The organism is Blastopirellula marina, assembly GCF_002967765.1.
Lineage (GTDB): Bacteria > Planctomycetota > Planctomycetia > Pirellulales > Pirellulaceae > Bremerella > Bremerella marina_A.
Genome location: NZ_PUHY01000012.1, coordinates 1,320,617 through 1,345,866, shown reverse-complemented (window position 1 = coordinate 1,345,866; position 25,250 = coordinate 1,320,617). Strand labels below are relative to the sequence as shown.

General features: G+C 49.9%; 21 protein-coding genes and 3 pseudogenes. 4 read left to right on the top strand and 20 right to left on the bottom strand.

All coding sequences use genetic code 11. The features are described from left to right. A pseudogene (locus C5Y83_RS22030) lies at positions 1-107 on the top strand (IS5/IS1182 family transposase); the annotation flags it as partial. Between the two features lie 1,643 nt (positions 108-1,750). Here C5Y83_RS22030 and C5Y83_RS22020 read toward each other — a convergent pair. The 3 genes from C5Y83_RS22020 to C5Y83_RS30195 all read right to left on the bottom strand — a co-directional run bounded on the left by C5Y83_RS22020 (position 1,751) and on the right by C5Y83_RS30195 (position 3,756). Next, positions 1,751-2,341 (bottom strand): PEP-CTERM sorting domain-containing protein, encoded by a 591-nt coding sequence (locus C5Y83_RS22020; RefSeq protein ID WP_158262459.1) that lies wholly within the window; start codon positions 2,339-2,341, stop codon positions 1,751-1,753. Between the two features lie 307 nt (positions 2,342-2,648). After that, a complete protein-coding gene (locus C5Y83_RS22015) occupies positions 2,649-3,257 on the bottom strand; it encodes a PEP-CTERM sorting domain-containing protein (protein ID WP_105331872.1) in 609 nt (202 codons plus the stop codon). Positions 3,258-3,594: 337 nt separating this feature from the next. Further along, positions 3,595-3,756 carry a transposase gene (locus tag C5Y83_RS30195; protein WP_114304699.1) on the bottom strand — a complete coding sequence of 54 codons (162 nt, stop codon included), beginning with the start codon at positions 3,754-3,756 and terminating at the stop codon, positions 3,595-3,597. Positions 3,757-4,115: 359 nt separating this feature from the next. On the opposite strand from C5Y83_RS30195, the pseudogene C5Y83_RS22010 reads away from it, so the two are divergent. Next, positions 4,116-5,193: pseudogene (locus C5Y83_RS22010) on the top strand (IS3 family transposase); the annotation flags it as partial. Positions 5,194-5,526: 333 nt separating this feature from the next. Here the strand turns inward: C5Y83_RS22010 and C5Y83_RS30010 are convergent. Then, the gene (locus C5Y83_RS30010) at positions 5,527-5,649 is read right to left on the bottom strand and encodes a hypothetical protein (protein ID WP_261341469.1); all 123 of its coding nucleotides are present in this window, start codon (positions 5,647-5,649) and stop codon (positions 5,527-5,529) included. A 237-nt stretch (positions 5,650-5,886) separates the two neighbouring features. Here C5Y83_RS30010 and C5Y83_RS22005 point away from each other — a divergent pair, with 237 nt between their 5' ends. Next, on the top strand, positions 5,887-6,525 hold the full coding sequence (locus tag C5Y83_RS22005; RefSeq protein ID WP_105331871.1) for a PEP-CTERM sorting domain-containing protein: 639 nt from the start codon (positions 5,887-5,889) through the stop codon (positions 6,523-6,525). A 590-nt stretch (positions 6,526-7,115) separates the two neighbouring features. Here C5Y83_RS22005 and C5Y83_RS29180 read toward each other — a convergent pair. Beyond that, on the bottom strand, positions 7,116-7,319 hold the full coding sequence (locus C5Y83_RS29180) for a transposase (RefSeq protein ID WP_158262458.1): 204 nt from the start codon (positions 7,317-7,319) through the stop codon (positions 7,116-7,118). A gap of 12 nt (positions 7,320-7,331) precedes the next feature. Further along, positions 7,332-7,670: a transposase gene (locus C5Y83_RS21995; protein WP_105331869.1), complete on the bottom strand. Its 339-nt coding sequence runs from the start codon at positions 7,668-7,670 to the stop codon at positions 7,332-7,334. A 397-nt stretch (positions 7,671-8,067) separates the two neighbouring features. On the opposite strand from C5Y83_RS21995, the gene cysC reads away from it, so the two are divergent. Further along, positions 8,068-8,736: an adenylyl-sulfate kinase gene (gene cysC, locus C5Y83_RS21990; protein WP_105329456.1), complete on the top strand. Its 669-nt coding sequence runs from the start codon at positions 8,068-8,070 to the stop codon at positions 8,734-8,736. Between the two features lie 104 nt (positions 8,737-8,840). Here cysC and C5Y83_RS21985 read toward each other — a convergent pair whose 3' ends face one another. From C5Y83_RS21985 to C5Y83_RS29650, 14 genes and pseudogenes are all read right to left on the bottom strand, one after another. Then, complete coding sequence (locus C5Y83_RS21985; protein ID WP_105331868.1) at positions 8,841-10,121, bottom strand: DUF1552 domain-containing protein; 1,281 nt, start codon at positions 10,119-10,121, stop codon at positions 8,841-8,843. A gap of 35 nt (positions 10,122-10,156) precedes the next feature. Then, on the bottom strand, positions 10,157-12,559 hold the full coding sequence (locus C5Y83_RS21980) for a DUF1592 domain-containing protein (RefSeq protein WP_158262457.1): 2,403 nt from the start codon (positions 12,557-12,559) through the stop codon (positions 10,157-10,159). Between the two features lie 439 nt (positions 12,560-12,998). Further along, the gene (locus C5Y83_RS29485; RefSeq protein WP_158262456.1) at positions 12,999-13,166 is read right to left on the bottom strand and encodes a hypothetical protein; all 168 of its coding nucleotides are present in this window, start codon (positions 13,164-13,166) and stop codon (positions 12,999-13,001) included. An 86-nt stretch (positions 13,167-13,252) separates the two neighbouring features. Further along, the gene (gene cysN / locus C5Y83_RS21975) at positions 13,253-15,184 is read right to left on the bottom strand and encodes a sulfate adenylyltransferase subunit CysN (RefSeq protein WP_105331866.1); all 1,932 of its coding nucleotides are present in this window, start codon (positions 15,182-15,184) and stop codon (positions 13,253-13,255) included. Between the two features lie 131 nt (positions 15,185-15,315). Next, positions 15,316-16,224 carry a sulfate adenylyltransferase subunit CysD gene (cysD, locus tag C5Y83_RS21970; RefSeq protein WP_105331865.1) on the bottom strand — a complete coding sequence of 303 codons (909 nt, stop codon included), beginning with the start codon at positions 16,222-16,224 and terminating at the stop codon, positions 15,316-15,318. Positions 16,225-16,624: 400 nt separating this feature from the next. Then, a complete protein-coding gene (locus C5Y83_RS21965) occupies positions 16,625-17,512 on the bottom strand; it encodes a hypothetical protein (protein ID WP_105331864.1) in 888 nt (295 codons plus the stop codon). Positions 17,513-17,734: 222 nt separating this feature from the next. After that, positions 17,735-18,601: a glucose-1-phosphate thymidylyltransferase RfbA gene (gene rfbA / locus C5Y83_RS21960; protein WP_105331863.1), complete on the bottom strand. Its 867-nt coding sequence runs from the start codon at positions 18,599-18,601 to the stop codon at positions 17,735-17,737. Beyond that, on the bottom strand, positions 18,598-19,680 hold the full coding sequence (rfbB, locus tag C5Y83_RS21955; RefSeq protein WP_105331862.1) for a dTDP-glucose 4,6-dehydratase: 1,083 nt from the start codon (positions 19,678-19,680) through the stop codon (positions 18,598-18,600). The genes rfbA and rfbB overlap by 4 nt, the downstream gene beginning before the upstream one ends. 64 nt (positions 19,681-19,744) lie before the next feature. After that, entirely contained in the window at positions 19,745-20,635 is an 891-nt protein-coding gene (locus C5Y83_RS21950; protein ID WP_105331861.1) for a sugar nucleotide-binding protein, read from the bottom strand. A gap of 261 nt (positions 20,636-20,896) precedes the next feature. After that, complete coding sequence (locus C5Y83_RS21945; RefSeq protein ID WP_105331860.1) at positions 20,897-21,841, bottom strand: glycosyltransferase family 2 protein; 945 nt, start codon at positions 21,839-21,841, stop codon at positions 20,897-20,899. A 109-nt stretch (positions 21,842-21,950) separates the two neighbouring features. Next, positions 21,951-22,808 (bottom strand): glycosyltransferase, encoded by an 858-nt coding sequence (locus C5Y83_RS21940; protein ID WP_158262455.1) that lies wholly within the window; start codon positions 22,806-22,808, stop codon positions 21,951-21,953. A 12-nt stretch (positions 22,809-22,820) separates the two neighbouring features. Further along, a pseudogene (locus C5Y83_RS29885) lies at positions 22,821-23,063 on the bottom strand (DapH/DapD/GlmU-related protein); the annotation flags it as partial. Between the two features lie 257 nt (positions 23,064-23,320). Continuing rightward, positions 23,321-24,664, bottom strand: coding sequence for an O-antigen ligase family protein (locus C5Y83_RS21930; RefSeq protein ID WP_105331857.1), 1,344 nt, complete (start codon positions 24,662-24,664; stop codon positions 23,321-23,323). Then, positions 24,661-25,020 carry a CatB-related O-acetyltransferase gene (locus C5Y83_RS29650; RefSeq protein ID WP_199195094.1) on the bottom strand — a complete coding sequence of 120 codons (360 nt, stop codon included), beginning with the start codon at positions 25,018-25,020 and terminating at the stop codon, positions 24,661-24,663. Before C5Y83_RS29650 ends, C5Y83_RS21930 begins: the two co-directional genes overlap by 4 nt. Between the last annotated feature and the right edge of the window lie 230 nt (positions 25,021-25,250).

Here is a 25,250-nt window from a genome sequence, read left to right as displayed (position 1 = left end):
CCCGCAACCGACGCTTGACCGCCGACTACGAAACGAACACCAGCTCCAGCGAAGCCTTCATTCAACTAGCGATGATTCGATTGATGGTGAGAAGACTCGTGAACTAACGGCTTTTCAGACAGGTTCTGAGTAGTTTCAGTTTCTTGACAGTACGGCAACAGCCACTAGACGATGCCCTACTTCGCGTTGATCTTCAGCAAGGTGCGAGACTCCTTGCAGTTAGTGCCGAGTCGATTCTAGCCAGCAGTCACTCGATACTATGTTTCTTAAAACAACCGAACGAAGGCCTCAGACGAAATCGGTGGCCGTGACATTGTGAGTTTGCAATTCTCAAATAGATGTCGCTGATCAATTCGCGGCGTCCAGACGCGTTCGTCGATCCATAGCGATTGCAGCACAAACACAGTCTAAGCAGGATTGCCCTCACACCAACGGCATTTTGGCCGTTTGTTCTTCACGCCCACCTTTGCCGTTTTCTTGTTCTTTAGAAAACTCCAGTTGATTTCTTTGAGCGAATGAAAGTTGACTTCGGCATAACCTTCCCCGACACCACTCAACCCAGACACACATGGTTTGTCATCGCCAAAGCACCGACCATAGGAATGGCTGCCTTGCTACTCACCTTGTCGAAACCTATTGCCTTCGATTGCGATGACATTCACGCCGGTCACGTCATGCAAAGCGGTGGTCCGAATCAGCGGACACTTCCCGAACTTAGTCGAATTGGGCGCCGCAAAGATTTCGTTGAAGCTCTCGTGTGAAGGGATGCCGGAACACAAGTTGAAAAACTTGCAAAATGACTCCATCTTCATCGCGGCCCAGTTAGAAATGGGCATGAAATCAACCGCCCAGTCTCGACGCACAGAGCGATTGTCACGATTTAAATTGACGGATAAGCAACCTTGCGAGTCCGCCGCCAAGTACTCTCAACTGGAAACTGGCGAGCGAGATGACACGAGAAAAGCAACTAAGAGCATTGCATCAGGCCGAAACATCGTCGGTTGTCCAACAGTCTAAACGCAATTGCTTGAGTATCACAGATCGCCCATCATGGCACAATCATCGTGAATCTTCCGCGAAATTCGCCTTGCTTCTTAACGTCTATATCTCTCACTCGGTTTATTTGAGTTAGCGACGAAGCAGTTTCTGTTTCGTCTATATCTCCTCCATATTCGCGCTCTCGCCACATGACTCTGGCGGCGGAGCCCGCTTTGCAGCGTGGCTTTGCAACCCCCGACCGATTGACTGGTCTTCTTAAACGAGTAGCCTTCTTTAACCACCCAACACACGGCGTATTCTTGAACTATTCGATGTGGGCGATATCAACGGAGGCGGTTCTTCTAGTAATAGGTACTCCTGCTACGCTCCCGCGCCTCCGCCTAGAAGATTCCTTTATCTACAACCCAAAAACCGAGCCCTCGAAAATGAGAAAATCGTGCCATCTTTCTCGAGGAGAGTGTAACCATACAGAAGTCTGAATTTACGCGTTAACCGAATGCCTTCACCCGAAGCAAGCCTAATTGACTGGGCCGGAATCGCGTGATCAGCCAGGAGGCACTTACTGCTTTAATCCCAGCAGCGATAAATAATATCTCTCGTGGGCATTCGATCGAATCTCCGGGAATACGTCTAATCGTCGCCGCTAAAGCTTCGATTCATTCAAATACCGTTTTGTATCGCCCATGGGATATTACGATAATTCAACTCCCACTAGTTTTGGAAGTTGGTCGCAGAAGACGTAGGGCAACATTCAGATTGCATTTTTCCTTCGAATGCATCTTGCGATACTAAGGCCAGCCGCGCCAATTCCGAAAAGAGCAATCGATGTCGGCTCTGGCACATGTTGGGGCGTAAACTTGGTCAACATCAAGATCTCGGTTGCGGTTGAATTGAACTGCAGCATTTGAAACGGCTCATATGCTTCAGGCACGTCTGGATTAATTGTCCAAAGACTAAAGTCACCGGAATCGAATGTGGAACTACTTCCCCAAGGTCGCCAAGAAGTTGGCTGTCCCACAAGTTCTTTTGTTAGGTCCAAAGTGCCTCCTTCGGTATCCCAACTGATCCCACGAAAATCGCTGAAGACATAGGTACCGTTCCTGACGGCCGAATTCTCCACAGTCATCTGGATATCCTTCACCCATGTTGGCATGGTGTTCGGACTATTCATAGCTCCAGGATTGGGAAGATCACCCGTATCGATGGTAATGTATCCCGTCGCTGTCGCCGTTCCATACTCAGGCGACCACTCCAGATCGAACGTGACGACGTCAGCATAGGCTTGCCCGCCAGTAGCAGTAAGTAATACGACAGCAAGAAGCATTAATTGGTGGCATCTCATCTCAACATTCCCTCTTTTGTCCCGGAAAAAAGTCATGGAATGACATTCATTCCAATAGCGCATACAGGAATGCACTATAGAGTGCTATACATCGCCGTTGGCGAACACAACCATCTCACATGTGCTTCCGGCAAAGCCATGTTGTCGTTCAGAATTATGATCTCAAAGTACAATTGGCCGGCATTCTAGCACTTAAAATCGACCAGAGTTACCATATCGTCCAAGAGGTCGAATCAACAGCGATTCGTTGTAAAAGTCGATTAGTCGGGACCTCTATAAAGCTATAATGGAGGTATTCCACAGTTACTTATGTCTGGGATGACGCAGTCTTCTTGCGGTACCGAGCGACCATTCCAATGCCGATTGCCCCTAACCCAAACAATGCAAGCGATCCTGGTTCCGGCACGGGGCTGGGAGTGAACTTAGTCAGCATCATCAGGTTTTCGAAATTGTAGTCCTGAGCCGGAAGAATCTGGAATTGAAGATCTCCGTAAGGAGCATTTGGATCACGTGGGAACATATTGAAATCACCAGCAACTCCATTCGTTGCCGTGCCCCACGGGGCGTCCGAGGTCGGTTGTCCAATTAAATCTTTCGTTAAATCAAGCGTTGCCCCATTAGTGTCCCAGTAGAAACCACGGAAGTCGCCAAATGTAAAGCTTCCATTTCCCACGGTTGCTCCAGTAACCGTCATGCCGAAATCCTTAATGAAGTCCGGCACGACATGCTGATTACTATACAAACCTGGATTGGGAATCAGGTCGGTATCAATGGTCAGATAACCTGTTGCCTTCGCGGTATTCCCAAAACTCTCGCCGCTCCACGCAAGGTCATAGGAAATCAACTTGGCCTTTACTGGGTCGGAAAAGCCAAACACAACGGACAAAAATATTAGGGCGATGCAGGTTCGAATCACGATTATTTCCTTCTCTGTTCAAGGTAGTGCCAACACGACAGAAGCCCCGCCTCCAGTGGGGGTCAGCGACACATCAAAGAAGTTACAACAAATAAAGCGAGCTGGCAACAGTTTATGGTACTGTTCGTCAAAATGCGCACATTTGATTTAGCCTCCTGGCTCTGTTTCCCTTTTTAAAAGTTAAGGCTTCTCCTGCCCCTTGCGGTTCACTATCCGGTCTGTGCCCAGGTAACACCGCGTACTCCACTTGGTCTTAGCGATGTAATGCTATCCGGCCGCGACCAGGTCCGACTATGCTTTCGCCGTGACCACGGTTCCAGTGCATGCACTGCTTTGATCATTGCCGAACATCTCTCGACTTACCACAGAGAACATCTATCAGTTCCTTGCGATAGAAGTGCAAGAGACATCGCAGGCAAGCCGCTTCAGGAAGGAACGCACCCGGTGCGTTAACCAGCCCGCGGCACTTGTCACTGCTGATTAGTCGCACATCTTCCATGCCACAATCCTCGAATGCCACCTAGGCATTACGAGCAAGGCAGAAAAGTTCGCCAGCTCGCACTGACTTTCTCGACCTATTCGACCACGCCTAAATCCTCGAGATCTCCGTCTGAACGAACGCCCACTGTCACCACCACGGCGACGTTCTTTACCTCGCCGCCCTAACTACGTGTCAGTCAGATGTCATCGAACGCTATTCATGGATGATCTCAGTCCAGCAATCGATTTCACTAGGCAATAATCCATACGCGGATCGTTGACGCAACGCTCCAATATCCTTCACCTGCCCCTTCAACCGCGTCTATTCGAGAGCCTCGTTTTTTGCTGAAAGCATGTGTAATTGAAGGTAGATTTCTTATGACCAAAATGCGATTTACGCCCGAGCAGATCATTCAGCATTTCCGCGAAGTAGAGGTGCTTCTTTCTCAGGGCAAGTCGATTGCCCAAGCCTGTAAGGCAATCGGTATCACGGAGCAGACATACTACCGCTGGCGGAAGGAGTACGGTGGTGTTCGTGCTGATCAGGCCAAGCGGTTAAAGGACCTGGAGAAAGAGAACGCTCGGCTCAAGCGACTGCTGGCGGATGCCGAGTGCGATAAGGCGATCCTGAAGAAAGCCGATTCGGGAAACTGCTGAGCCCGGACAAGCGACGCCGAATCGTCAAAGTACGTGCGAGATACCTTGGGACGCGAGCGAGTCTCTGAGCGAAGGGCTTGTCGCGTGCTGGGGCAGCCGCGTGCCACTCAGCAGCGCGTTCACTGGGTTACCAACGACGAACCTCGCCTGGCCCAGGAGATGATTGAACTAGCCGAACAGTACGGTCGCTATGGCTTTCGGCGAATCACTGAGATGCTACGCCGAAAAGGTTGGCGGGTGAACCACAAACGCATCGAGCGCCTGTGGCGCCGTGAAGGCTTGAAAGTACCGAAAAGGCAGCCGAAACGATGCCGCCTGTGGTTGAAGGATGGTTCGAGTGTTCGTCTTCGGCCGGGGCATCGTGATGAGGTGTGGAGTTATGACTTCGTACATCACCTTACGCACGATGGCCGAGCGTTCCTGATGCTGACGCCGATCGACGTGGCCCGTCAGTTAACCAGCGAGGAAGTCTTGGAACGCCTCAGTGATCCGTTCGTTCGCCGCGGCGTGCCAGACTTCATTCGCAACGACAACGGCTCGGAGTTCGCCGCTATGAAGTTCCGTGACTGGTTGGAGCGAGTCGAAGTAAACACCTTGTACATTGAACCTGGCAGCCCGGATAAGAGTAGGATTAGATTGAATCATTCAACGGAAAACTACCAGAAGAACTACTTGATCAAAGATCGTCGACTCACTGCTGGAGCCAAATGTGTTGATCGAACGGTGACGAGTCGAGCACAACACGCGACGTCCGCACAGCTTGCTCGGCTACCGCTCACCAGCAACGGAGGCAATTCTTCCAGGGGAAGAACCCTGGAAAACTATCACTCAAAGACTGTTTTCAATCATCGGGACAGGTCATTACGCAACATGTCCCAAAATTCTCGTGACGTCTGAGCATATAGTTCCTCCATCAGCACGGCTTGTCATTGAGACCTTCTTTGGTGGGTACCTCCAAGGATCCGATTCATGAGAAGTTACTTCGTCCGGTTGCGGTTGAGGTTTGCTTTACGAAGTAATTGGAAACGTGGAACTCGGTCCGCCAGGCGGATATTCGATGATTTACACGGAAAACCTGCAATGGCGAAAGAGTACAGAGCATGCCCTCCTGAGGCACGTCGAGACTGAAAAACTACGAGCGGTTCTGTCCATTTAACGCCTGAGCATATCGCGAAGCACCGTCCCATTCCTTGGCTCCACGGTAGAGGTAGATACGGATCTCATTCGAAGCCTGCTGAAGTTGCCACGATTTCATTCCAACAAACTCGGCCAGAATCAGGTCTTGAGTTTGCTCGAAGCTATTTGCCAGTTTTGCAACAGACCAAAGCTTAATTCTGGGATGTTTTGGGTACCTTCATTTATATTACAAGAATCCTACTACTTCAGCTGGCCCGCAAATAAATACTGGTCATATTTGCGTTGACCATTTTTACCTGCTAACATTCGGATCACATCTTTTGACAATCCACCATGCATAGCAGCAGAGATCCGAATGTTTACAAAACCACAACTCATATTGATTGCGTTTCTTGCACTTTCGTGTTTTCATGAGTCGATCGCATTCGCAGGGATGATCTTCTCCGATCCAATTGACGAAAATGATGGCTGGGTGACAGATAACATTCATTGGACCACTGCAACGCAGATTGGCGGTCTACCTCCTTCCGCTGGGTCTACGTTCTGGGGATCAACTTTAAACGAGCCCGCAACCGTTGGCCTATCAAAAGATTTCGCCTTGACAGTGGAACCTGGACGCTATGTGCTGTCCATTGACGTTTCGGCGCCGTTTGGAGACCCTCTTTACGACGCTGTTCCATATTCGGATTTTAGCGAGTTCGGTCTCACGGGCATTTCATCATCACCAACGGCCCTCTTTACCCCGACTCCTCCTGAGTCGACGCGAGCGTGGACAACCTGGACCATCTACTATGACGTTGCTCCTGGATCAACCGACATCGGGAATACGCTTGGGTTCAATGCGCTGCTTTCTACAGATGATTACACGGTTATGTTGGACAATCTAAAAATTGTCCACGCCGTTCCTGAACCCTCTTCAATGGTTCTGTTCGGCTTAGCAGCGTCCGGTCTTACCGGTCTCACCACTTGGAGAAGACGTCGGAAGCAAAAATAGCGTACAGAAAGCGACGGGTTAGACATCTAGGCTTCGAAAGCATCGTTTAAAGCGGGAGTCTTTCTCTCGCTGTCCCGGTCGCCCGAGTCACTATACTTGGCCCGCGGATAGCGAACCGTTATTTTCCGCTTTAGACGATGGTTACAGGACATACCCTCGAATGGAACGTAGTTCTCGCGTTACGTGCCATTCTGAATCAACATCGATCAAAACGGCCCCGCTCGCGTCGAGGGTGTTGTCACATATACCCATCTTTGACAAGGAGGTCATTTTCTGACGATGGACGATTTCGCCAGCAACTATTGTTTCTACAACTGCAGCTAAACACTCAACACAACAATTTCTTTTGCCCACTCTGCCGTGAATCATTGGCAAACGATCATATGAACTAGGCCTGCCAGAAAACGCTATCAACCCATCGTTTTCAAATACCGTTGAATTAACGCCCACTTGAGCATCCCAAGGAAGTTTCTCGCCCGTTTCTCGAAGCGTGCTAGGATGCGTCGACATTCTTTCAGCCAGCCGATCAAGCGTTCGACGATATTGCATCGCCGATATGTTTGCCGGTCGAACTCAACGAACAGTGCGTCTCAGTCTTCGTTCGATTTGCTGGGGATGATGGGCAGGATTCCAGTCTCGACCAGGCACTCGTCGATCCACTCGGCTCGGTACCCTTTGTCGCCAGCGAGAAAGATGGGGTTAATGAAGTCGTCCGATTCATCGCCTCGCACTTCGCATGTCTCCAGCAACTCGTGCAAGCAGTTGGACTCATGGGTTTTGCCAGGTGAAAGCACGGCGTGCAGTGGTCAGCCGTGTGGGTCAAATAGCAGATGGATTTTGGTGCTAAAACCGCCACGACTGCGGCCGAAGGCTTCACAGCTAGCCTCCGCAGCGCCCCCCTTCGCGGCTCCGGCCGCACATTTAGCGGCTCGAACGGTCGTGCCATCGACGCACCACAATTCATTGTCGATCGCTCCTGCATCGACGTGAGCGGCCAGCAACAAATCGAGGTTTTCATCCAGCGTTCCGTCCCGATTCCACGTCGTGAACAGGTCGTACACGGTGCCGCACTTACCGAACTCCTCCGGCAAATCACGCCAAGGAGCCCCAGTCCTCATGATCCACAGAATGCCAGCAACCATCATCGGCAAGACGATGGCGTGCCATGATCGACCTCCGTGCGTTGAAAAGTGAAAGTGCTCTCCAACGGTTGGAAGTCGTCAATTGAAAGTCAAATTACCGCTTTCTGAAAGAGCCAAGTGCTACAGTGGGACTTGACCTGCTTGACGGCAAAGGCAATTTGCTCATGCGGAAATCGAGACTTCTTCATGGTCATCTTCTCCTCGAAAAAGGTTGGCCCGATTTCACCTCGATTTTCTCATTTTGAATGGCTCAGTTTTTGGGTTACCGGTCAATTGAAAACTAGCAATTAAAGACTGATTTCATTCGCGGGGCAGGTCCGTCTGCGAATCTGTGTGAACTTGCTAGAATTGAGTGAGCAACGACCGCTTACCTTGATCTAACGAACGAAGAATTGCACGCATGGAAAAAGTCGAGATTACTTGGCACGATCACCACGTTACCCGTCAGGATCGCGAATCGCTTAATGGACATGGTGGCGGCGTAGTGTGGTTCACTGGCCTAAGTGGTAGCGGAAAAAGCACCGTCGCCAATGCGGTCGATAAGAAGCTTCACGACCTGGGGATTCATACCTTTCTGCTCGATGGCGACAACGTCCGGCATGGTCTTAATGCGAGTACCAAGATCTTAGAAGATGCCTACGATGCTGAGTTCGCGAAACGATTCGGTCTTGGTTTCGGAGCAGAAGATCGCACGGAGAATATCCGACGGATCGGTGCCGTTGCTGAGCTTTTTTGCCAGGCAGGTGTGCTCGTGCTAACTGCCTTTGTCAGCCCGTATCGTGCCGATCGCGCGGCCGTACGAAATGTCGTCGAGGCCAGCGGAGGGGCAGGAGACTTCATCGAGGTCTTCGTTGATACGCCGCTAGAAGTCTGCGAACAGCGTGATCCCAAAGGGCTATACAAGAAAGCCCGCGCCGGGGAACTGAAAGGATTCACCGGTATTGATGATCCCTACGAAGCACCAGAATTACCAGAGGTCCATTTGGCAGGGGGCTCTGCGCCTCCCGACCAACTTGCCGATCAGGTGATTGCGCGGTTGCGGGAACTTGGCAAGCTTCCGCAGGATTAGCTTGACCACTTTCTACAACTACCGATAGTACCGCTGTCCAAGAGGAACCTGCCGCAAAGGACATCAGCAAAATGCGCTATTCCGCAAGCCGGGGCCATTTGGATTTATGTGATATCGAGGCCATTGAGAGTACTCTCACCGCTCGAAAACTGGTCGATTTCCAGTCCTAGGTGCTGCTGCAAATAATTAACCAACAAGTTGCAAAGTGGCGGGGATTTATCCTCTGCAAATGCCAAGTGTTGCCCATGACGGAAATGACCGCCAGCTGATAAGATCGGCAAATTTGTATTGCTGTGGCTTGATGCATTTCCTAGATGCGAGCCAAACAGGACTGCGGTTTGATCCAATAGAGTATTCTCGCCTTCCTTGGCCTCATCTAAACGATGAAGGAACTCGGCCAGCAGTCGCATTTCTTCTAGTTCGATTATTGTTAATTGTTCGAGTTTTATAGGGTCTTTACCATGGTGACTTAAGTTGTGCCAGCCGTTATCGACGCCTTTAATGTCGACAACTTCGTTTCCACCTGCGCCCACAAAGGTAATTAGTCGAGTTGAATCGGTTTGGATGGCAAGAAACATCATGTCGTACATCAGCCGTAAGATCTCAACGACCTGTGTTCGATCTGAAATCTTTATCGGCGCTTTCCGATCAACACTCGGCTTTGGAAGATTTGCCCATGATTCGGCTTGTGCTAAACGCACTTCCAGTTCACGCACGCTTGTAAAATATTGGTCAAGCGTCTGATTGTCCTCACGCCCAACACGTTTTGTGATTCGCTTGGTCTGATCTTGAACTAAGTCCATGATACTTTGACCAGCCTCAATACGACGTAATTGCTCCTCTTTCTGCTGCTTATTACCGTCCAGAAAAAGCTTCGCAAATAAGCGCGACGGATCATTCTCGGATGGTATTTTTACACCACTTCGGGAAAACGAAAGACTATTACTCTGCACGGCGAGAGTCAGTGAAGAGAATCGAGTGTGATGACCAATCTGTTCAGCTGCCAACTGATCGGCGGAAATCGTATTCTGAAAACTTGGTTGCCCTGGATGTGCGGCACCGGTCAAAAAGCTCTTTTCGGCAAGATGTGCACCGTCGACATCAGGATGCCGAACGCCTGAGATCACGCTAAACTTATTACGAATTCCTTGCAGTGGTTTCAGGTAGGGGGTTACCTCATAATCCTTGCCCGATTTCTTAGGGAATAAATTGGGAGTATGTATTCCCAATGGAACGCAAATAGCCAGCATCCTACGTATGTCAGAGGGGTCATCCGTCTTGGGGCCCGCGAAGGTTCCACGCGGATGCATGCCACTTAGTAATGGCAACCCCATAACAATCCCAGTGCTTCGCAGAAACGATCGGCGATTAATTGATTTGGGCATAGCTTATCCTTTGCTCAATAGTCTTAGCCCGAAATTCAGTCTGCAATAAAGAAATCGCTTTCAATCATGGCCAAAATCATTGACTTCAGCCCATAATCGTTCTTCGCTGACTTGCTTACGATTTCATCAACAACTTCGCGCTGCGAAATTCCGATCCGTCGGCCCGTCGCGTAGATAAGAAGCTTCTCCGCAATTGCTCTCGTCACAAACGATTTACTCTCAACTAACCGATCACGAAATTGTTGAAAGTTCTTAAATACTCGACCATCTGGTAGCTCGTAAGCAGATTCGACAATTGGTCCCATCTTGTAGGTAAGATCACGGGCTGACTTTCGTCTATCTACAGCAACTCTATACCTCTTGCGATGACCACCAATTGGATCAAATTCTTCAAGAGCGAATCCTGCTGGGTCAATTCGCTTATGACAACTTGCACAGTCAGCATTACTGCGGTGTTTTTCCAGCTGTCGTCTTATCGTTGTTGCACCTCGAATATCTGGTTCAACCGCGGGAACCCCTGGCGGAGGTGGTGGGGCGGGCCTCCCAAGCAATTTGTCCGCGACCCACACTCCGCGTGTCACAGGTGAAGTCGCTGTTCCGTTCGCTGTAACTTTCATAACACTCGCCTGTGTCAGAACGCCGCCGCGAAGACTACCAGATGGAAGTTTTGTAAACTGGAATTGCTCGTTGCCACCTACTAAAGGCAAGTTGTAATGCGAGGCTAGACGATGATTAAGAAATGTCCAGTCTGAATCTACAAAATTCATTACACTTAAGTCATCGTATAGAACTCGTGCGAAGAATTGATGTGTCTCACCAAGCATTGCGTGTTGTAAGAGGGGATCAAATTCTGGAAACAGAGTCTGATCTGGTGTAGTCGACTCGATTTCGCTCAGGTCAAGCCACTGGCCAGTAAAGTCCTTTACGAATATGTCAGTTTTCGGATCGTTGATCATGCGAATCGCCTGCTTACGACGCACAGAAGGATCGCGCAGTTTCCCTTCCACTGCTAGTTCTAGAAGTTCTTTATCGGGCAACGTCGACCAAAAAAAGTAAGACATCCTCGATGCAATATCGTAGTTATCGACGGATGGTCCAATATTTAGCAGCAAGAACTGTGGAGAGCACAATACTGAAGTTATTCCTGCTCTCACAGACTGTTCAAAGGTTTGATCGCCAGAGAATTGCTTTAAGGCTAAGTCAATAAAAGGTTGCATCTCGGCCTGGGGGACAGGTCGCCGAAATGCTTTAGGGATAAAATCCTTAAGGATTCTCTCGATATCTTGCTCAGGTTGTGTTGACTCAACCACGTGAAATCTAAGTCCTGGGCGATCACGTACCCATATCGGTCGCTCTGGCTTCAGATGAATCGATTCCCCCTCGCCAAATAACTTTTTGGTAGCTTCCGATGGAAACTCTTGATCGAGAGGACCAAAGGTTTCAACCCATGAGATACCGATGCCAGGCGGTTTTTCGTGCGTATCTCGCCAACGAACATGTTCGGGCCAAATTCGAGGAACCACATGAATCGTATCACGACTTGACATCTTTCGAGTGAACTCGATGATCCGTGGTTTCTTGGATGTGCCCGTTGCATCAAATACACCCACGAAATCCAGATTGTGATTTCCAAATAGCGAACCGATGTAGATCGCAACCGAAAGCGATCGTTTTCCTGGTTGATATGGCCACACTGCCACTCGGCACCGATAAGTTCCATCCTCAGGTGGGCAGGCAGGATCCACCCAAACTGGTGGAAATGCTGCCGTGAATTTCACTAATGACTCATCGACTTCGATTATGCCTGCCCTCTCCTTTTCGACCGATTCAATGTTCTCTCTGATCGACATGATATCCGCCCGCCGAGTAATAGCAGGCAGCGGGGGATAACGGCGGATCGCGGCATCAAAAGCAACATTAGCTGCCTCCAGATATTGTTCCATAAGCACCGAGGAAAAGCTTAGGCCGTCGGCTCCCTTATCAAACCCCTGAACAAGGCCATCCTCTGGAAGCAAATCCGCAAGGGGGACATCTACCCCAAGCAAATCATGGACGGTGTTTTCATACTCCAAGCGATTCAGACGCCGCAGAGCAATTGGCTGCCTTATACTCTCAGTGACTGTTTCAATAATTCCAGCGATCACTTTCTGCTTTTCGGCATCCTTCGGTTGAGTCTGATAGGCGGGCGGCATTTCGCCTCGTTCAACAGCATCGACAACGCGTGCCCATATGTGTGTGGTGTCGTTTTCCTGTGCAGGAAACTGGAGTTCATCAAGACGGATTTGGGCCTCTTGGGTTCCCGGGCCATGACACTCGATGCAATGCGTGCTAAGGAAAGAACGTATTTCTGTCTGCTCAGCCGCGTTAGCAGATACAGACAGAAACACTAGGGACAGAACCCCTCCCGAGACAGCGAGATTGCGTGCGGATTTCTTCATACAATGAATCATCCTAGCAATCCTCCTTTTATTTACAAAAACAGATTTGTAAAAAATTGAATTGATGAGACTAAAGTGCTTGTTTTCAGTCATGAATTCTAGGGCCACGTCGTGCGAAATGGTTGCGGCTTGCTTGCTTCGGACGAATTGACCGAGTGACCTTCAAACCTGAGTTCTTTTAGAGATTGGAACTATTATTTCGAAAGCAACCGGACACTCTTTTGAGAAACTCTCGTCACAAGAAGTTAATTAGCAGTACCACAGTTTTTCCGAAGAAGTTCCTGAATACAATCGCTTCAAAGTAAAAGCAGTGGCCTACCCCCTCAATGGAAAACAGTTCTAACGTGTGGACCACTACTACTTAGTGAGATTATCCATTCAAGAATGCCATCAGACAAATCTCTTTTTCTCCTGGTCGTTAAGTTATGGCACCGCAGCCTCATTCTGGCAGGTCAAGCGGTTTGATACTTCCCAAGGCGGGGCGCCATACAATCCAGTCGTCCGCAGCACAGACTTTCGCGGGCGGAGCCATCCCGGTGTAGCGATACATCAGCGCACGAGCATGGCACTGAATGTAGCGCCGCCAAGCGTTGAATTTTCGCTTCATCTTTTGCCTTCCTTGGACCAAAAGAAGTCACCAGGAACCACCCTGGAGGAAGGCACTTTGCCAGCATTGCCGCTATTGGCTCAAGATCAATCGATCAAGCCACGATCTTTGAGCAGCTCATAGATTTTGTCGACACATTCATCAACTTGCAGTTCGTGAGTCGGGAGTACCAAGTCGGCATTGGTTGGCGGTTCGTACTCGTAGCTAACGCCTGGGAAGTTGGCGATTTCGCCACTATCCGCTTTAGCGTAAATGCCCGAATCGTCTCGTTCGCGGCACACTTCGACAGGTGCTGACAGATGAACGGTCAGGAAGCGATCCTTACCAATCACCTCGCCTGCCTTGCCGCGGACCTCGGCATTGGGCGCCAGGAACGCCGCGATACAAAGTATGCCAGAATCGTTTAGCATCCGAGCAATTTCGCTACCACGGCGAAGGTTTTCACTTCGCTGTTCAGCGGTATAACCCAAGTCCTTACTGATGCCATGACGCAGGTTTTGTCCATCCAGAACGATGCTGGTCTTTCCTTCGTCAAACAGGCGACGTTCCAACGCATAGGCAATCGTCGTTTTGCCGGCACCCGTCAAACCGGTCAACAGCAGCGTTGCCGGTTTCTGGCCAAAGCGAGCTGCACGCTCGTCGGCCGAAACGTTCCCCTTGGAAGTCTGCAGGGTCTTATCCCCTTCGATGTCCCACAGTTCGTCCTGGTCGCTGGCATCGCGATCGATGATCATGCCGGCACCGACGGTACGATTGGTCATGTAATCGATCAGAATGAACGCCCCGGTCGTCTTGTTCTTAGCGTATGGGTCGTAGCAGACGGGCTGGCTTAACTTAACCGAACAGCGACCGATTTCATTCAGCTTCAGAGCTGGGGTATCTTCTCGGTGCAGCGTGTTCACGTCGACGTTATAACGCACGCGTGAAACGGTTCCGGTTAGCATTTTGGCGGCGTGCTTCACGAAGTACTGTTTGCCAGGCACCAAGGGCTCTTCTGACATCCAAACGACCATCGCGTCGAAATTGCTATCGACCTTCGGCCGGTTGCCCGGACGGACAATCATGTCGCCACGGCTACAGTCGATCTCGTCCTCGAACGTCAGCGTGACCGACATCGGCGGATAGGCTTCCTCCATGTCGCCATCCATGGTGACAATCCGCTTGACCTTGCTGGTCTTTTTCGACGGCATAACCATCACTTCTTCGCCAGGACGAATCGTACCGGACGAGACGGTGCCGCAGAAACCGCGGAAGTTCAAGTCAGGTCGATTCACCAACTGAACCGGGAAGCGGAAGTCTTGCAAATTCCGATCAGAACCGATGTAAAGGTTCTCGAGCATGTGCATCAGCGTGGCACCTTCGTACCACGGCATGCGTTCGCTTTTTTCGACCAGGTTGTCGCCTTTGAGCGCGGAAAGCGGAATGAAGTGGACGTCGTCCGCCGACATCTTCGCGGCAAATTCGATGTAATCTTGCTTGATCTTTTCGTAGATTTCCTGGCTGTAATCGACCAAGTCCATCTTGTTGATCGCTACCAGAATGTGGCGAATCCCAAGCAGCGATGTAATAAAGCTGTGTCGCTTTGTTTGGGTTAGTACACCTTGGCGAGCATCGATCAGAATGATCGCCAAGTCAGCGGTAGAAGCCCCCGTGGCCATGTTACGCGTGTATTGTTCGTGACCTGGCGTATCAGCAACGATGAACTTTCGCTTCGCCGTCGAGAAGTAGCGATAAGCCACATCGATCGTGATGCCCTGTTCGCGTTCTTCTTTTAGACCATCGGTCAATAAGGCAGGGTCGATCTCACCACCGGTTGTGCCGTGGGTGGCCGAATCTTTCTCGATCGCCGCCAACTGATCTTCGTAGGCTGCTTTCGATTCGATCAGCAGTTTCCCCAACAACGTGCTCTTACCGTCGTCCACGCTTCCGCACGTGATAAAACGCAAGAGTTCCTTCTTCTCGTGCTGAGCAAGATAGGCGTTGATGTCCGTTGCGATCAGATCAGATTTGTGCGACATAGGTCTATGGTTTCAGTGTTCAGCTGTATGTGGTCAGTAAGGATATCGTTTCAGTTTTCGACAGGTTGTTCAGTCCCTTCCTCTGCTAGGCACTGAACATGGAATACTGAAAACTTGGCCGCCAACAGGCGTTAGAAATATCCTTCTTCCTTCTTCTTCTGCATCGACGCGCCTTGATCTTTATCGATGGCGCGGCCCTGGCGTTCGGAGGTTGTGGTCAACAGCATCTCTTGGATGATGTCTGGCATCGTGACGGCTTCCGATTCCACGGCGCCCGTCAGCGGATAGCAGCCGAGAGTGCGGAAGCGAACCATTTTCTCTTCGACCTTCTCGCCTGGCTGAAGGTCAATCCGGTCGTCATCGACCATGATCCACATGTCGTTACGCCACACGACCGGTCGCTTGGCCGAGTAGTACAAGGGAACGATCGGAATCTCTTCGAGATGGATGTACTGCCAAACGTCGAGTTCGGTCCAGTTCGACAGGGGGAAAACGCGGATGCTCTCCCCTTTGTTAACCTTGGTGTTGTACAGATTCCAAAGTTCCGGCCGCTGGTTCTTGGGATCCCAGCGATGATTCTTGTCGCGGAACGAGAAGACTCGCTCCTTAGCTCGCGACTTCTCTTCGTCACGGCGAGCACCACCGAATGCAGCGTCGAACTTGTACTTGTCGAGGGCCTGCTTCAGCGAGACCGTCTTCATCAAGTCGGTATGGCGAACGCTGTCCTCGAACGGATCGATGCCCAGCTTCTTACCTTCCTCGTTGATGTGCACAATCAAGTCGAGTCCCAACTCCTTGCGGGCATATTCCTCGCGGAACTGGATCATTTCCTTGAACTTCCATGTCGTATCGACATGCATCAAAGGAAATGGCGGCTTGGCGGGATAAAACGCCTTCATGGCTAAGTGAACCATGACGGACGAATCTTTCCCGATGGAATACAACATCACCGGGTTCTCAAACTCGGCCGCAACTTCGCGGATGATATGGATGCTTTCCGCTTCCAACTGTTTGAGATGCGTAATCTGGTAACCGGACATCAATCAATCACTACAAGTTGAAGTTAGGCAATTCGATCCCAGCTCGCCGGAGGGAGTGGGCTAACCAGCGAAGTTGAACTCGCTCTGCTCGAGCAATCCGTTTGGAGCACAAGGAACACCGATATAATTTACTATTCCTACTAAACAAAGACGCAAGGAAATCGAATTTAAGCGATTTGCAATGACCTCATTGAATTTTTACAACCATTCCAGAGAGTGGACACTATCTTGGAAAATCACAAAATACCCACACCCCTCCAACGTCTCTATCAACATAGGTAAGCTTATGTGCTAAGCTAATAACTCCTAAAACTCATGCCATCGACGCTGCACTACCCAGGGACCCCGAAGCTCTCCAAGATATTCAGGATCGGATCCATTAAAGTGCGCATCCAAGTATCTACATGTCTTGACGCCCCCTCGACGCCTCGACTTCATCCCAGTTAGTGATCAGACTTGAGCTTTTCCCCTTAACAACCTTTTCTAGCTGCGGACGAAAGTCGAACTGATTCTCGATACCCAATAAATCAGCAATGTCGACACCAAGCTGCGACGCGAAACTTCCGTCCTCTGCAAACAGGTCTTCGTAAGCCAATCGCTTAAACCGGGGATAATTCTGGAAGAACTTCGCGATATAGTCGATCTGAGCGCGAATTAGCATATTGTCGGCCTCCATCGCAGGTATATCAATTGCGAACGGCTCAACTTCTTGAGCAGTCTGGTAGCTGTGATACTGCCCTCGGCGAAACGCTATCTGACCAGATACATGCCTAGCCACTAAATCCCGACGTTCCATCACAATGATTGGTGCATTGCTTTGCTTAAGTGCATCAAACAGCTTGAAGTGCAATCCAGGTAGTCGCCAGTTTCCCTCGATTAAATGTAGTGACTCGATCTTCATATCGAGCAAACAATGCTGCCGCGAATTTCGCTGAACCAGCTTTTCAATGAATCGATAGAACTCGGCTTCCATCAACGATGGCCGCATCGCCCACCAGCGAAGTGCCCCTTTGGAAAATGCTTGAAAAAAAGAGTAATAACTCTCTTCATTTAAAACTTCACCAAATGTTGTCAAACCAGGATGGCTGGCCAAAAAGTCGCAAAAAACGGTTGTCCCACAGCGACCAAATGAAAGAAGAAATACGCCGCGTCCGCCCATCGCATTGATTCGCTCAACCGACGAAGGGGCACGAGACAAGTCCTTCTGGCGACGAAATATAGTGTTATAATATGGCCGAAGCTTGCGCAGTTGTTGACGGACTTGCGGTGTATTCAAAAAACGCTTCACGCGTAAACTCCTGGCTGCTATAGCCTTAGCTGATACTTGCCATGCACTCGAGCGTCTCGACGCTTCGGAGCAACCTTATTTGCTCATTAATGCCGAATGGCCAACTGCACGTAGTGCCTAACACGGATAAATTCTGCGTGACAGGCACCTAGCAACTTCACCCACGCTCGACCCCAGATTCTGAAGACACATGCCCCAGTCGCTCCGCAAACTCCCCTCGGCTCAGGATTCGCGACAAACCTCTAACAAATACTGACCGTAATCATTTGGAAATCTCGCAGCCTGTTCCTTCAGCTGATCTATGCTGATGAAACCTTTCCGGAATGCGATTTCCTCGGGACAGCTAATTTTCAGGCCTTGTCGCTCTTCAATAGTCTGCACATAGGCGCTGGCCTGCATCATCGATTCGTGCGTGCCCGTATCGAGCCAAGCGAAGCCTCGCGAGAACAATTCGACCCGCAAGAATCCCTTTTCCAGGTACACGCGATTGAGGTCTGTGATTTCCAGTTCGCCTCGCGCAGACGGTTTAAGTTTAGAGGCAAATTCGTAGACATGCTCGTCGTAGAAGTACAGCCCAGGAACGGCGAAGCGTGACTTTGGCTTGGCAGGTTTTTCCTCGAGGGAGAGGACCTTGCCAGTCGGATCAAACTCAACGACGCCGTATCGTTCCGGATCCTTCACAGGATAGCCAAAGATTACGGCCCCTTCCTTGAGTTCGGAACCCGTCTGCAACATCTTCTGAAAGCCTTGGCCGTAGAAGATATTATCCCCCAGCACCAAGGCAACCTTCTCGTCTTTGACGAAGTCTGGCTCCAGCAAGAAGGCTTGAGCGAGCCCTTCTGGCTTAGGTTGTGCGGTGTAACTGAGCTTCAACCCAAACTGCGAACCATCACCTAACAGTTTTTCAAAATGACCGAGATCATGTGGCGTCGAGATAATCAGAATCTCACGAATCCCAGCCAACATCAACGTCGATAACGGGTAGTAAATCAGAGGCTTGTCGTAAACGGGAAGCAACTGTTTACTCACGGCAAAGGTCAGCGGGAACAAGCGAGAACCTGTTCCACCAGCAAGGATAATGCCTTTCATTTTGCCACCTCTTTTTCTGCTGGCGTGTCGCCTTGACCAAGGCGGGTGCTCGTATCATGCTTCGCTTGAACGATTGCAAGCCACTCCGGGTTATCCAAGTACCAACGAATCGTTTTCGCCATCCCGGTCTCGAGAGTCTCTTGCGGCTCCCAGCCAAGCTCGGACGTTAGCTTCGAGCAATCAATTGCGTAACGCCGATCATGCCCTGGTCGATCGGTGACGAACTTGATTAAGTTCCGTCGCGAGGAACCGTCTTCCATTGGTGAAATCTCGTCAAGCGAATCACAGATCGTGTGCACAATATCGAGGTTCGTCCGTTCGCTATTGCCTCCCACGTTGTAGGTCTCGCCGAGTCGGCCACGCTCTAGGACGGTGGCGATCGCCGTGCAGTGATCCTCAACGTACAGCCAGTCGCGAATATTTTTACCGTCTCCGTAAACAGGAAGCGGCTTGCCAGAGAGAGCATTGAGAATCATCAACGGAATCAGCTTCTCAGGAAACTGATATGGCCCATAGTTGTTCGAGCAATTGGTGGTTAGCGTGGGAAAGCCGTACGTATGCTGCATCGCCCGAACAAAAAAGTCCGAAGCTGCTTTCGAGGCAGAGTACGGCGAGTTCGGGGAATATGGCGTTGTCTCGGTAAACTTGCTGCCATCGTCAGCCGACCCATAGACTTCGTCGGTTGAAACATGCAAGAATCGGAACCTCGCTTTCTCTGCTTCTGCGAGTTCTTTCCACCACTGATGCGTCGTATGCAGCAGATCGAATGTCTTGAGTACATTCGTTTCAACAAACTCACGCGGACCATCAATCGAACGATCGACGTGCGACTCGGCGGCAAAGTTCACAATCGCGTACGGCTTATAATCCGTTAGCAGTTTTGCCACGAGTGTCGTGTCGCCGATGTCACCTTCTGCGAATACATGACGGTCTGAATCAGGCGGGATGGACTCACGAATGCCAGCGTAGGTTAGCTTATCGAGCGTGATCACCCGACAATCTGGCTTGCCGAGCATTTGACGGACGAAACATCCACCAATGAAGCCAGCCCCACCGGTAACGAGAATTGTTTTCAGCATCGATCTACTTGAGTCAGATAAAGGAGAGGAGTTTGTTGTGAAGTTGATTTACAGAGGAAATCGTCTATTTCGTTGCAGCGGAAGAAACTTCCGACTCTGGAATCCAATTAGACATCGCTTGATCCAATGCATCATGGACATGGGACAATGGGAAGCCAGCGTCGACCGCTTTTTTATTGTTCATGACACAATTTGATCGAGCTGCGATCGCAGCCTTTTGCATGAACTCTGCCTCAGAGTCAAAGAATTGAAATCCTTTGTCAGTAATACCGTGCGACTTCAGACGTGCGACAACTTCGTCCGTTGTAACGGAACCAGTATTGGTCACATTGTAAATACCTGGCTCTGGACGGCTTTCGGCGCAGTAGAGGCAACTCTTCGCAAACTCGTCCAAAAAGGTCAAGCTGTTGGTTGCGCGTAAGAGACGTTCGTACCGTAGAAGCTTCGTGAGAAAGTTTCGTGGGTTATCGAGATTCTCGAACGGAATTCGTAGCCGCAAAATGTAACAGTTCTCGGCATCGGCCAAGACTTCTTCACCTAAGGCCTTGGTACCTGAATAGAAGCTGCAATTATTGTAGCGAAACGAAAAATTCGGGGCATCCGTCTCGGTGAATCCCGTTCCGTCTTCGCGCGTACCAGTGTAGATGCATCCCGAAGAAATTTGGATCCACGGCAGCTTCTTAGATTGGCAAACCTCTTTCACAACGCCTGGTAGAACGGAGTTGCCCATCAGACATTCATGCTTATGCAATTCGCACGCATCAACGTTTGGGCGTCCCGTATAGCCAGCGGCATTGATAACAAATTCAGCATTACCAATGGCATCGCCCAGCGAGGCGGGATCGTAATAGTCGCAGTCCTTTCGAGAAAGAACACGAACCTCTTTTCCTCGGTTGGCTAACAAATTTACGATACTCGACCCAACATAACCTGAGCCACCGAGTACGACGATCATTGTGAAGTCCCACTTTCCGTAAGAGAGCGATGATTACTAGTTTTTTGAGACTTTCATGCCAATCGGTTTATCGGAATGGCACAATCGGCCTTCCTAAAGTCTCGTGTTCATCTTCAGTTTAACCAACCAACCCGAACTCGCTTACTGCTTTTCTGGAAACAAGTTGCGAAGTTTCGAGATGTTTTCGAACAACTATCCACGCTCCCTCATCTTGGCAACAAAAGAGGTTAATCCCCCGTAGCCAAGTCATCTTCTTGAACACTATGCCATTCTTTTCGGGATATCGCAGTATTCGGATCGGCGGCTGAACACCGAGTACCACTCAGAAGCACGCTGCCGGTATGAAGCGTTAGCTACTCCAAGTGTCCGCAAGGCCAAATAACGCGTAAATGCCCAGCATACGAGCATATTAGCGCCGAACTTCACAGAATGAGGTTTCCAATGCTTTTGAAAGAGTTGATGTTTCGCTCGAAAGAGACGGATCATCTTATCTGCTCGGACCTTCTCGGAGCGACCCCCATGATGAATCAGTTGAGCATCTGGATAGACGAAGCACTTGACCCCATGCTTACGAGCACGGAGGCAGAGGTCGGTATCTTCGCCGTACATGAAATAGTCAAGATCGAACCCACCGAGCTCTTTCCACAACGAACGCTCCAATAACAGGAAACATCCTGTGATGCAGTCGACTTCACGAAAACTATCTCGCTGCCATGCCCCCAATCCTTCTGGATTAAACAAGGCCGACCTGCTGAACATTGAAGAGAATCCAATGCCCATGGACAACAAACTCCAGGGAGTAGGTGCACCATGGCATGAATCTTTGTTCAAAGACATATCCTCAAACAAAGTGCGACCACCGTACACGCCAGGCTCGCTATTCGACCTGGCGAATTTGACGATCCGATCGATTGCTTGATCGAGAATCACCGTATCGGGATTCAGAAGCAACACATACTCACCCGTCGCCTGTTCGGCGGCGACATTGTTGGCCCCTGCAAATCCAAGATTCTTTTTGGACTTAACGAGAGTGAGTCGGGGGAACTTCTTTTCAATTGCTTCTGCCGAACCGTCCTTCGAGTCGTTATCGAGCACAATCAGTTCGAACGACACTTCTTTCGTCTGATCGTAGACCGACTCGATACACGCAAGGGTTTCTTCCTTGGTGTTATAAGAGACGACCAAAATAGAAACGTCACAACTCATCTCTAGTTCACAACTCCGAATCCTACTCTACCCTAAAATGCTCTTAAGAGCCTAACGTTGCATCGACAAAAACAAGGAGGCTGCCCGACACAGCTTCCTTTTCACGCAACTATGAAGCTGGCTCTTCTCGCGAGGTTTCATCTCGCTCCCACTTATCGATCTCTCCCCGCCGAAAACGCTCCCGAACACGTCTCCGCACCGCAAGCTTCACGTAAATGTAGACAGCGAGCGACGGCCACCATAATGGATTGATTGCGAGTTTCATTAGGGACAAACCGTGGCTTCCTTCGTCGCTTGTCCACAACTCGGGATACAGCTTTTTCAGTTCGGCATTGCCAAAATGACTACGTGTATTTATATCGACAATCTTTTCGAGCGACTTAGGCGGGGTGATCGCGAAAGAGCATGACTCAACCGTTTTACGTTCGCTGGGAGAAAAAAGGAGTCGAACGTAGCCATCGTCCGCAGTGATCTTAGGAAACTCACCAAACCGCTGGCGACCTTCCTCACTCATTCCGTATACACCAGAGCCAATCATTCCCGATTGACAGTATGGCATTTGCAGCCAAACATCATAGTAGGCTCGCACGATCCAGGGCCGATCATTGCAATTCACCAGCATCCTCGGGGCAACGGCCAAAACACCTGGCCTTTCGAGCTCCTCGCTTAGCTTGTCAAGAGTTCCCTCTTCAAACTCGATATCTGCATCAATGTAAAACCGAGGAAATCCTTCGGCAGCTTCATCCCCCAAGTTGAGTGCGTGGATTTTTGACCCAATCTCTGTTTCGATCACCTTGACATCTGGGCCAAACTCTCTTGCTCGATTGGCTGTTTCGTCGGAACAACCGTTCGCCACGACAACGATCTGAACGCGACTATTCTTCGAGGAGTTCACTAACGAGTTCAAACAACGGCGAATTACATTCGCTTCGTTGTAGGCAGGTATGACAACAGAAATATTCTTCACGGAACTCATCTCTCAGCTTATTGCTACCGAGGCATCTTTGTCGGCGGGTTCCACTGCTGGTCGCAAGACACCAAACGGCCCGACGCTTATACCCGTTCGAATTACTTTCGCCGGGTTTCCGGCAACAATGGATCCTGGCGGTACATCCTTTGTAACGACCGACCCAGCTCCGACAATACTGCCATCGCCCACTGTAATTCCTGGCATGACGATCGATCGCCCACCAATAAAACAATTCGAACCGATGCGAGTATCAGGCCGATATCTGCGGCACATGTCATGAGCCAGAATGACCGATTGAAAAGCGACGTAAGTATGGCTCCCAATGTGCACGCCCTTCGGATTCGTCTTATCCAGCTTTGCGCTAAGTGAGATCACGGCAGTTGGACTGATGTCCATTCCCCATATACGCGTAAAAACCCACAGGCGTATGCGATTGAAGAACCGCTGCAGCCAAATGAATTTGTTTAGGTCTGAGAGCAGTCCGCGTTTTGGTTTTGGTGATTCGTTCATTACGATGCAAGTTCCTCACCATAGATGTATCCGACTCCCTCATCACGCTCTGACAAGGCGACCCTCGAATAAGATTGCTGAAGGCTCGAAATCACTGCCAACGGCAGCGCCCAAGCAAAAAACATCTGTCCCCAAACGGAAATACCAAAGAAGCATATGCAATAGACCGCCAATACGACCCCTACTGTCCAACCTAAGAAAGGACGATGTTTAGAAATACGCCCCGCAGCAATGAACCCGAGAACTATTGTCATCATGAAAAAGGCTAAGGCGACGAACCCACCTTGAACTCCTACCGAAACATACTGATTGGCAGTGTCGAATGTAAAATGTCCCCAGTGCCCGGTTCCAATACGAGAGCCGAGGAGAAACCATTCTTGCCAGTGATTAATAAACCCATCAACCAATAAAAACCTATGATAACCTGAGTTTCCAGCAGTGATATTGATCTTCATGATCAAGCCCCAAACTGGTCCCTGCATAACGAAATGCAGAACAACAATCGAAAGAAAGCCTGTAAACACTGCTGGACGAGTCAGCTTGCGCAATGGAAACAGCAACATTAAGACAAAGGCTGCAGCAAGGCCTAAAACAGGTGTACTTGAGGCAGTCAGCAATACGATGCAACAAGTGCAGATTATTGAGAGCCAGAATAATGGTCGATTCGAGGAATCTTTACTTATGGCGCGGTAGATGAACATCGGCATGAAAGCTGCCCATATAATCCCGGCCAATAGAGGATGCCCAAACGCGCCCTGGCATCGCAGTCTACCTTCGCGAATTGGTGTCAATTCTGGCACTCCTCCGAAAATTGAAAACAAGTTTCTGCCAGTAGAATGCTCAATGAAGAAGAAAACCGCCAACGGAATGGAAATTAGCGCCAATCCTTTGATCGCCATGTTAACATCTTCCTCATCTCGAATGATCGAGCGCAGTAAAAAGTACATCCCAATAATGTCAACCATGAAACCTGATCGCATCTTAATTTCAGGAGATGTGATACCGAAATTGAGCACGCCAGTAACGAAGATCGACAGACCGTACAGTAAGACGCACCAATCGAGAGCGTTGAATCGTATCGATTGAAATTCACTTCGAGAAATGACACGGATTGCGCCAAAGAACAGCACCATTATCCGCATGAAGTAAAGATTGAGCCCACCGATTGCAATGCACTGTCGACTAGCGACAAAACAGATGAGGATTGACAGAGGAAACAATGCATATTTCCTCGGAAGAAATATGAAGGTTACACCACAAATAATCAGAAATAGAAATCCAACCGGATGCAAGACGGTTGTTCCACTTCCCTCGACCGCAAACATCTGAGATTGTTCGCTCATGTCAGTTCAACGTCCTCCTCACCAAATGCGAGCGCGACATCTTCTCCTAACTCTTCCTGAAATTCTTGCGCGGCAGGAAATACCTTGTTCCACCATTTGGACTCAAGCAACTTCGCACAAACTTCGGGGGAAAATCGGTATCGAAGTACACGTGCTGGATTTCCGACAGCGATTGCATAAGGAGGAATATCTTTGGTGACGATCGAACCGGCGCCAATAATTGCCCCAGTTCCGATCGACTGGCAACCAGGTAGAATTACGACGTTGTAGCCCAACCAAACATCGTTCTCAATTTTCAATACGACTCGGTCGGAGTGATCGCCGTATAACAGAGGATGCGTCGAAAGCTTGGTCATTGGATGATTCTCATTGACAATCATCACTCCATCCGCAATGGAGGTATAATTCCCAACGTGAACCTGAGGAGGAAATAAGCCTGGCGAAAAGCAAGGACCATACGAATAAGGCCCAACGTGAACGTCGTGATACCTTGACAAGAGCTCCCTTGCCGTGAGAGAGAACATTGCCCCTCCTTCAAATCGGCAAGTTATGTCCATAAGGATCCGACCGATGCGCCACCTTTTGG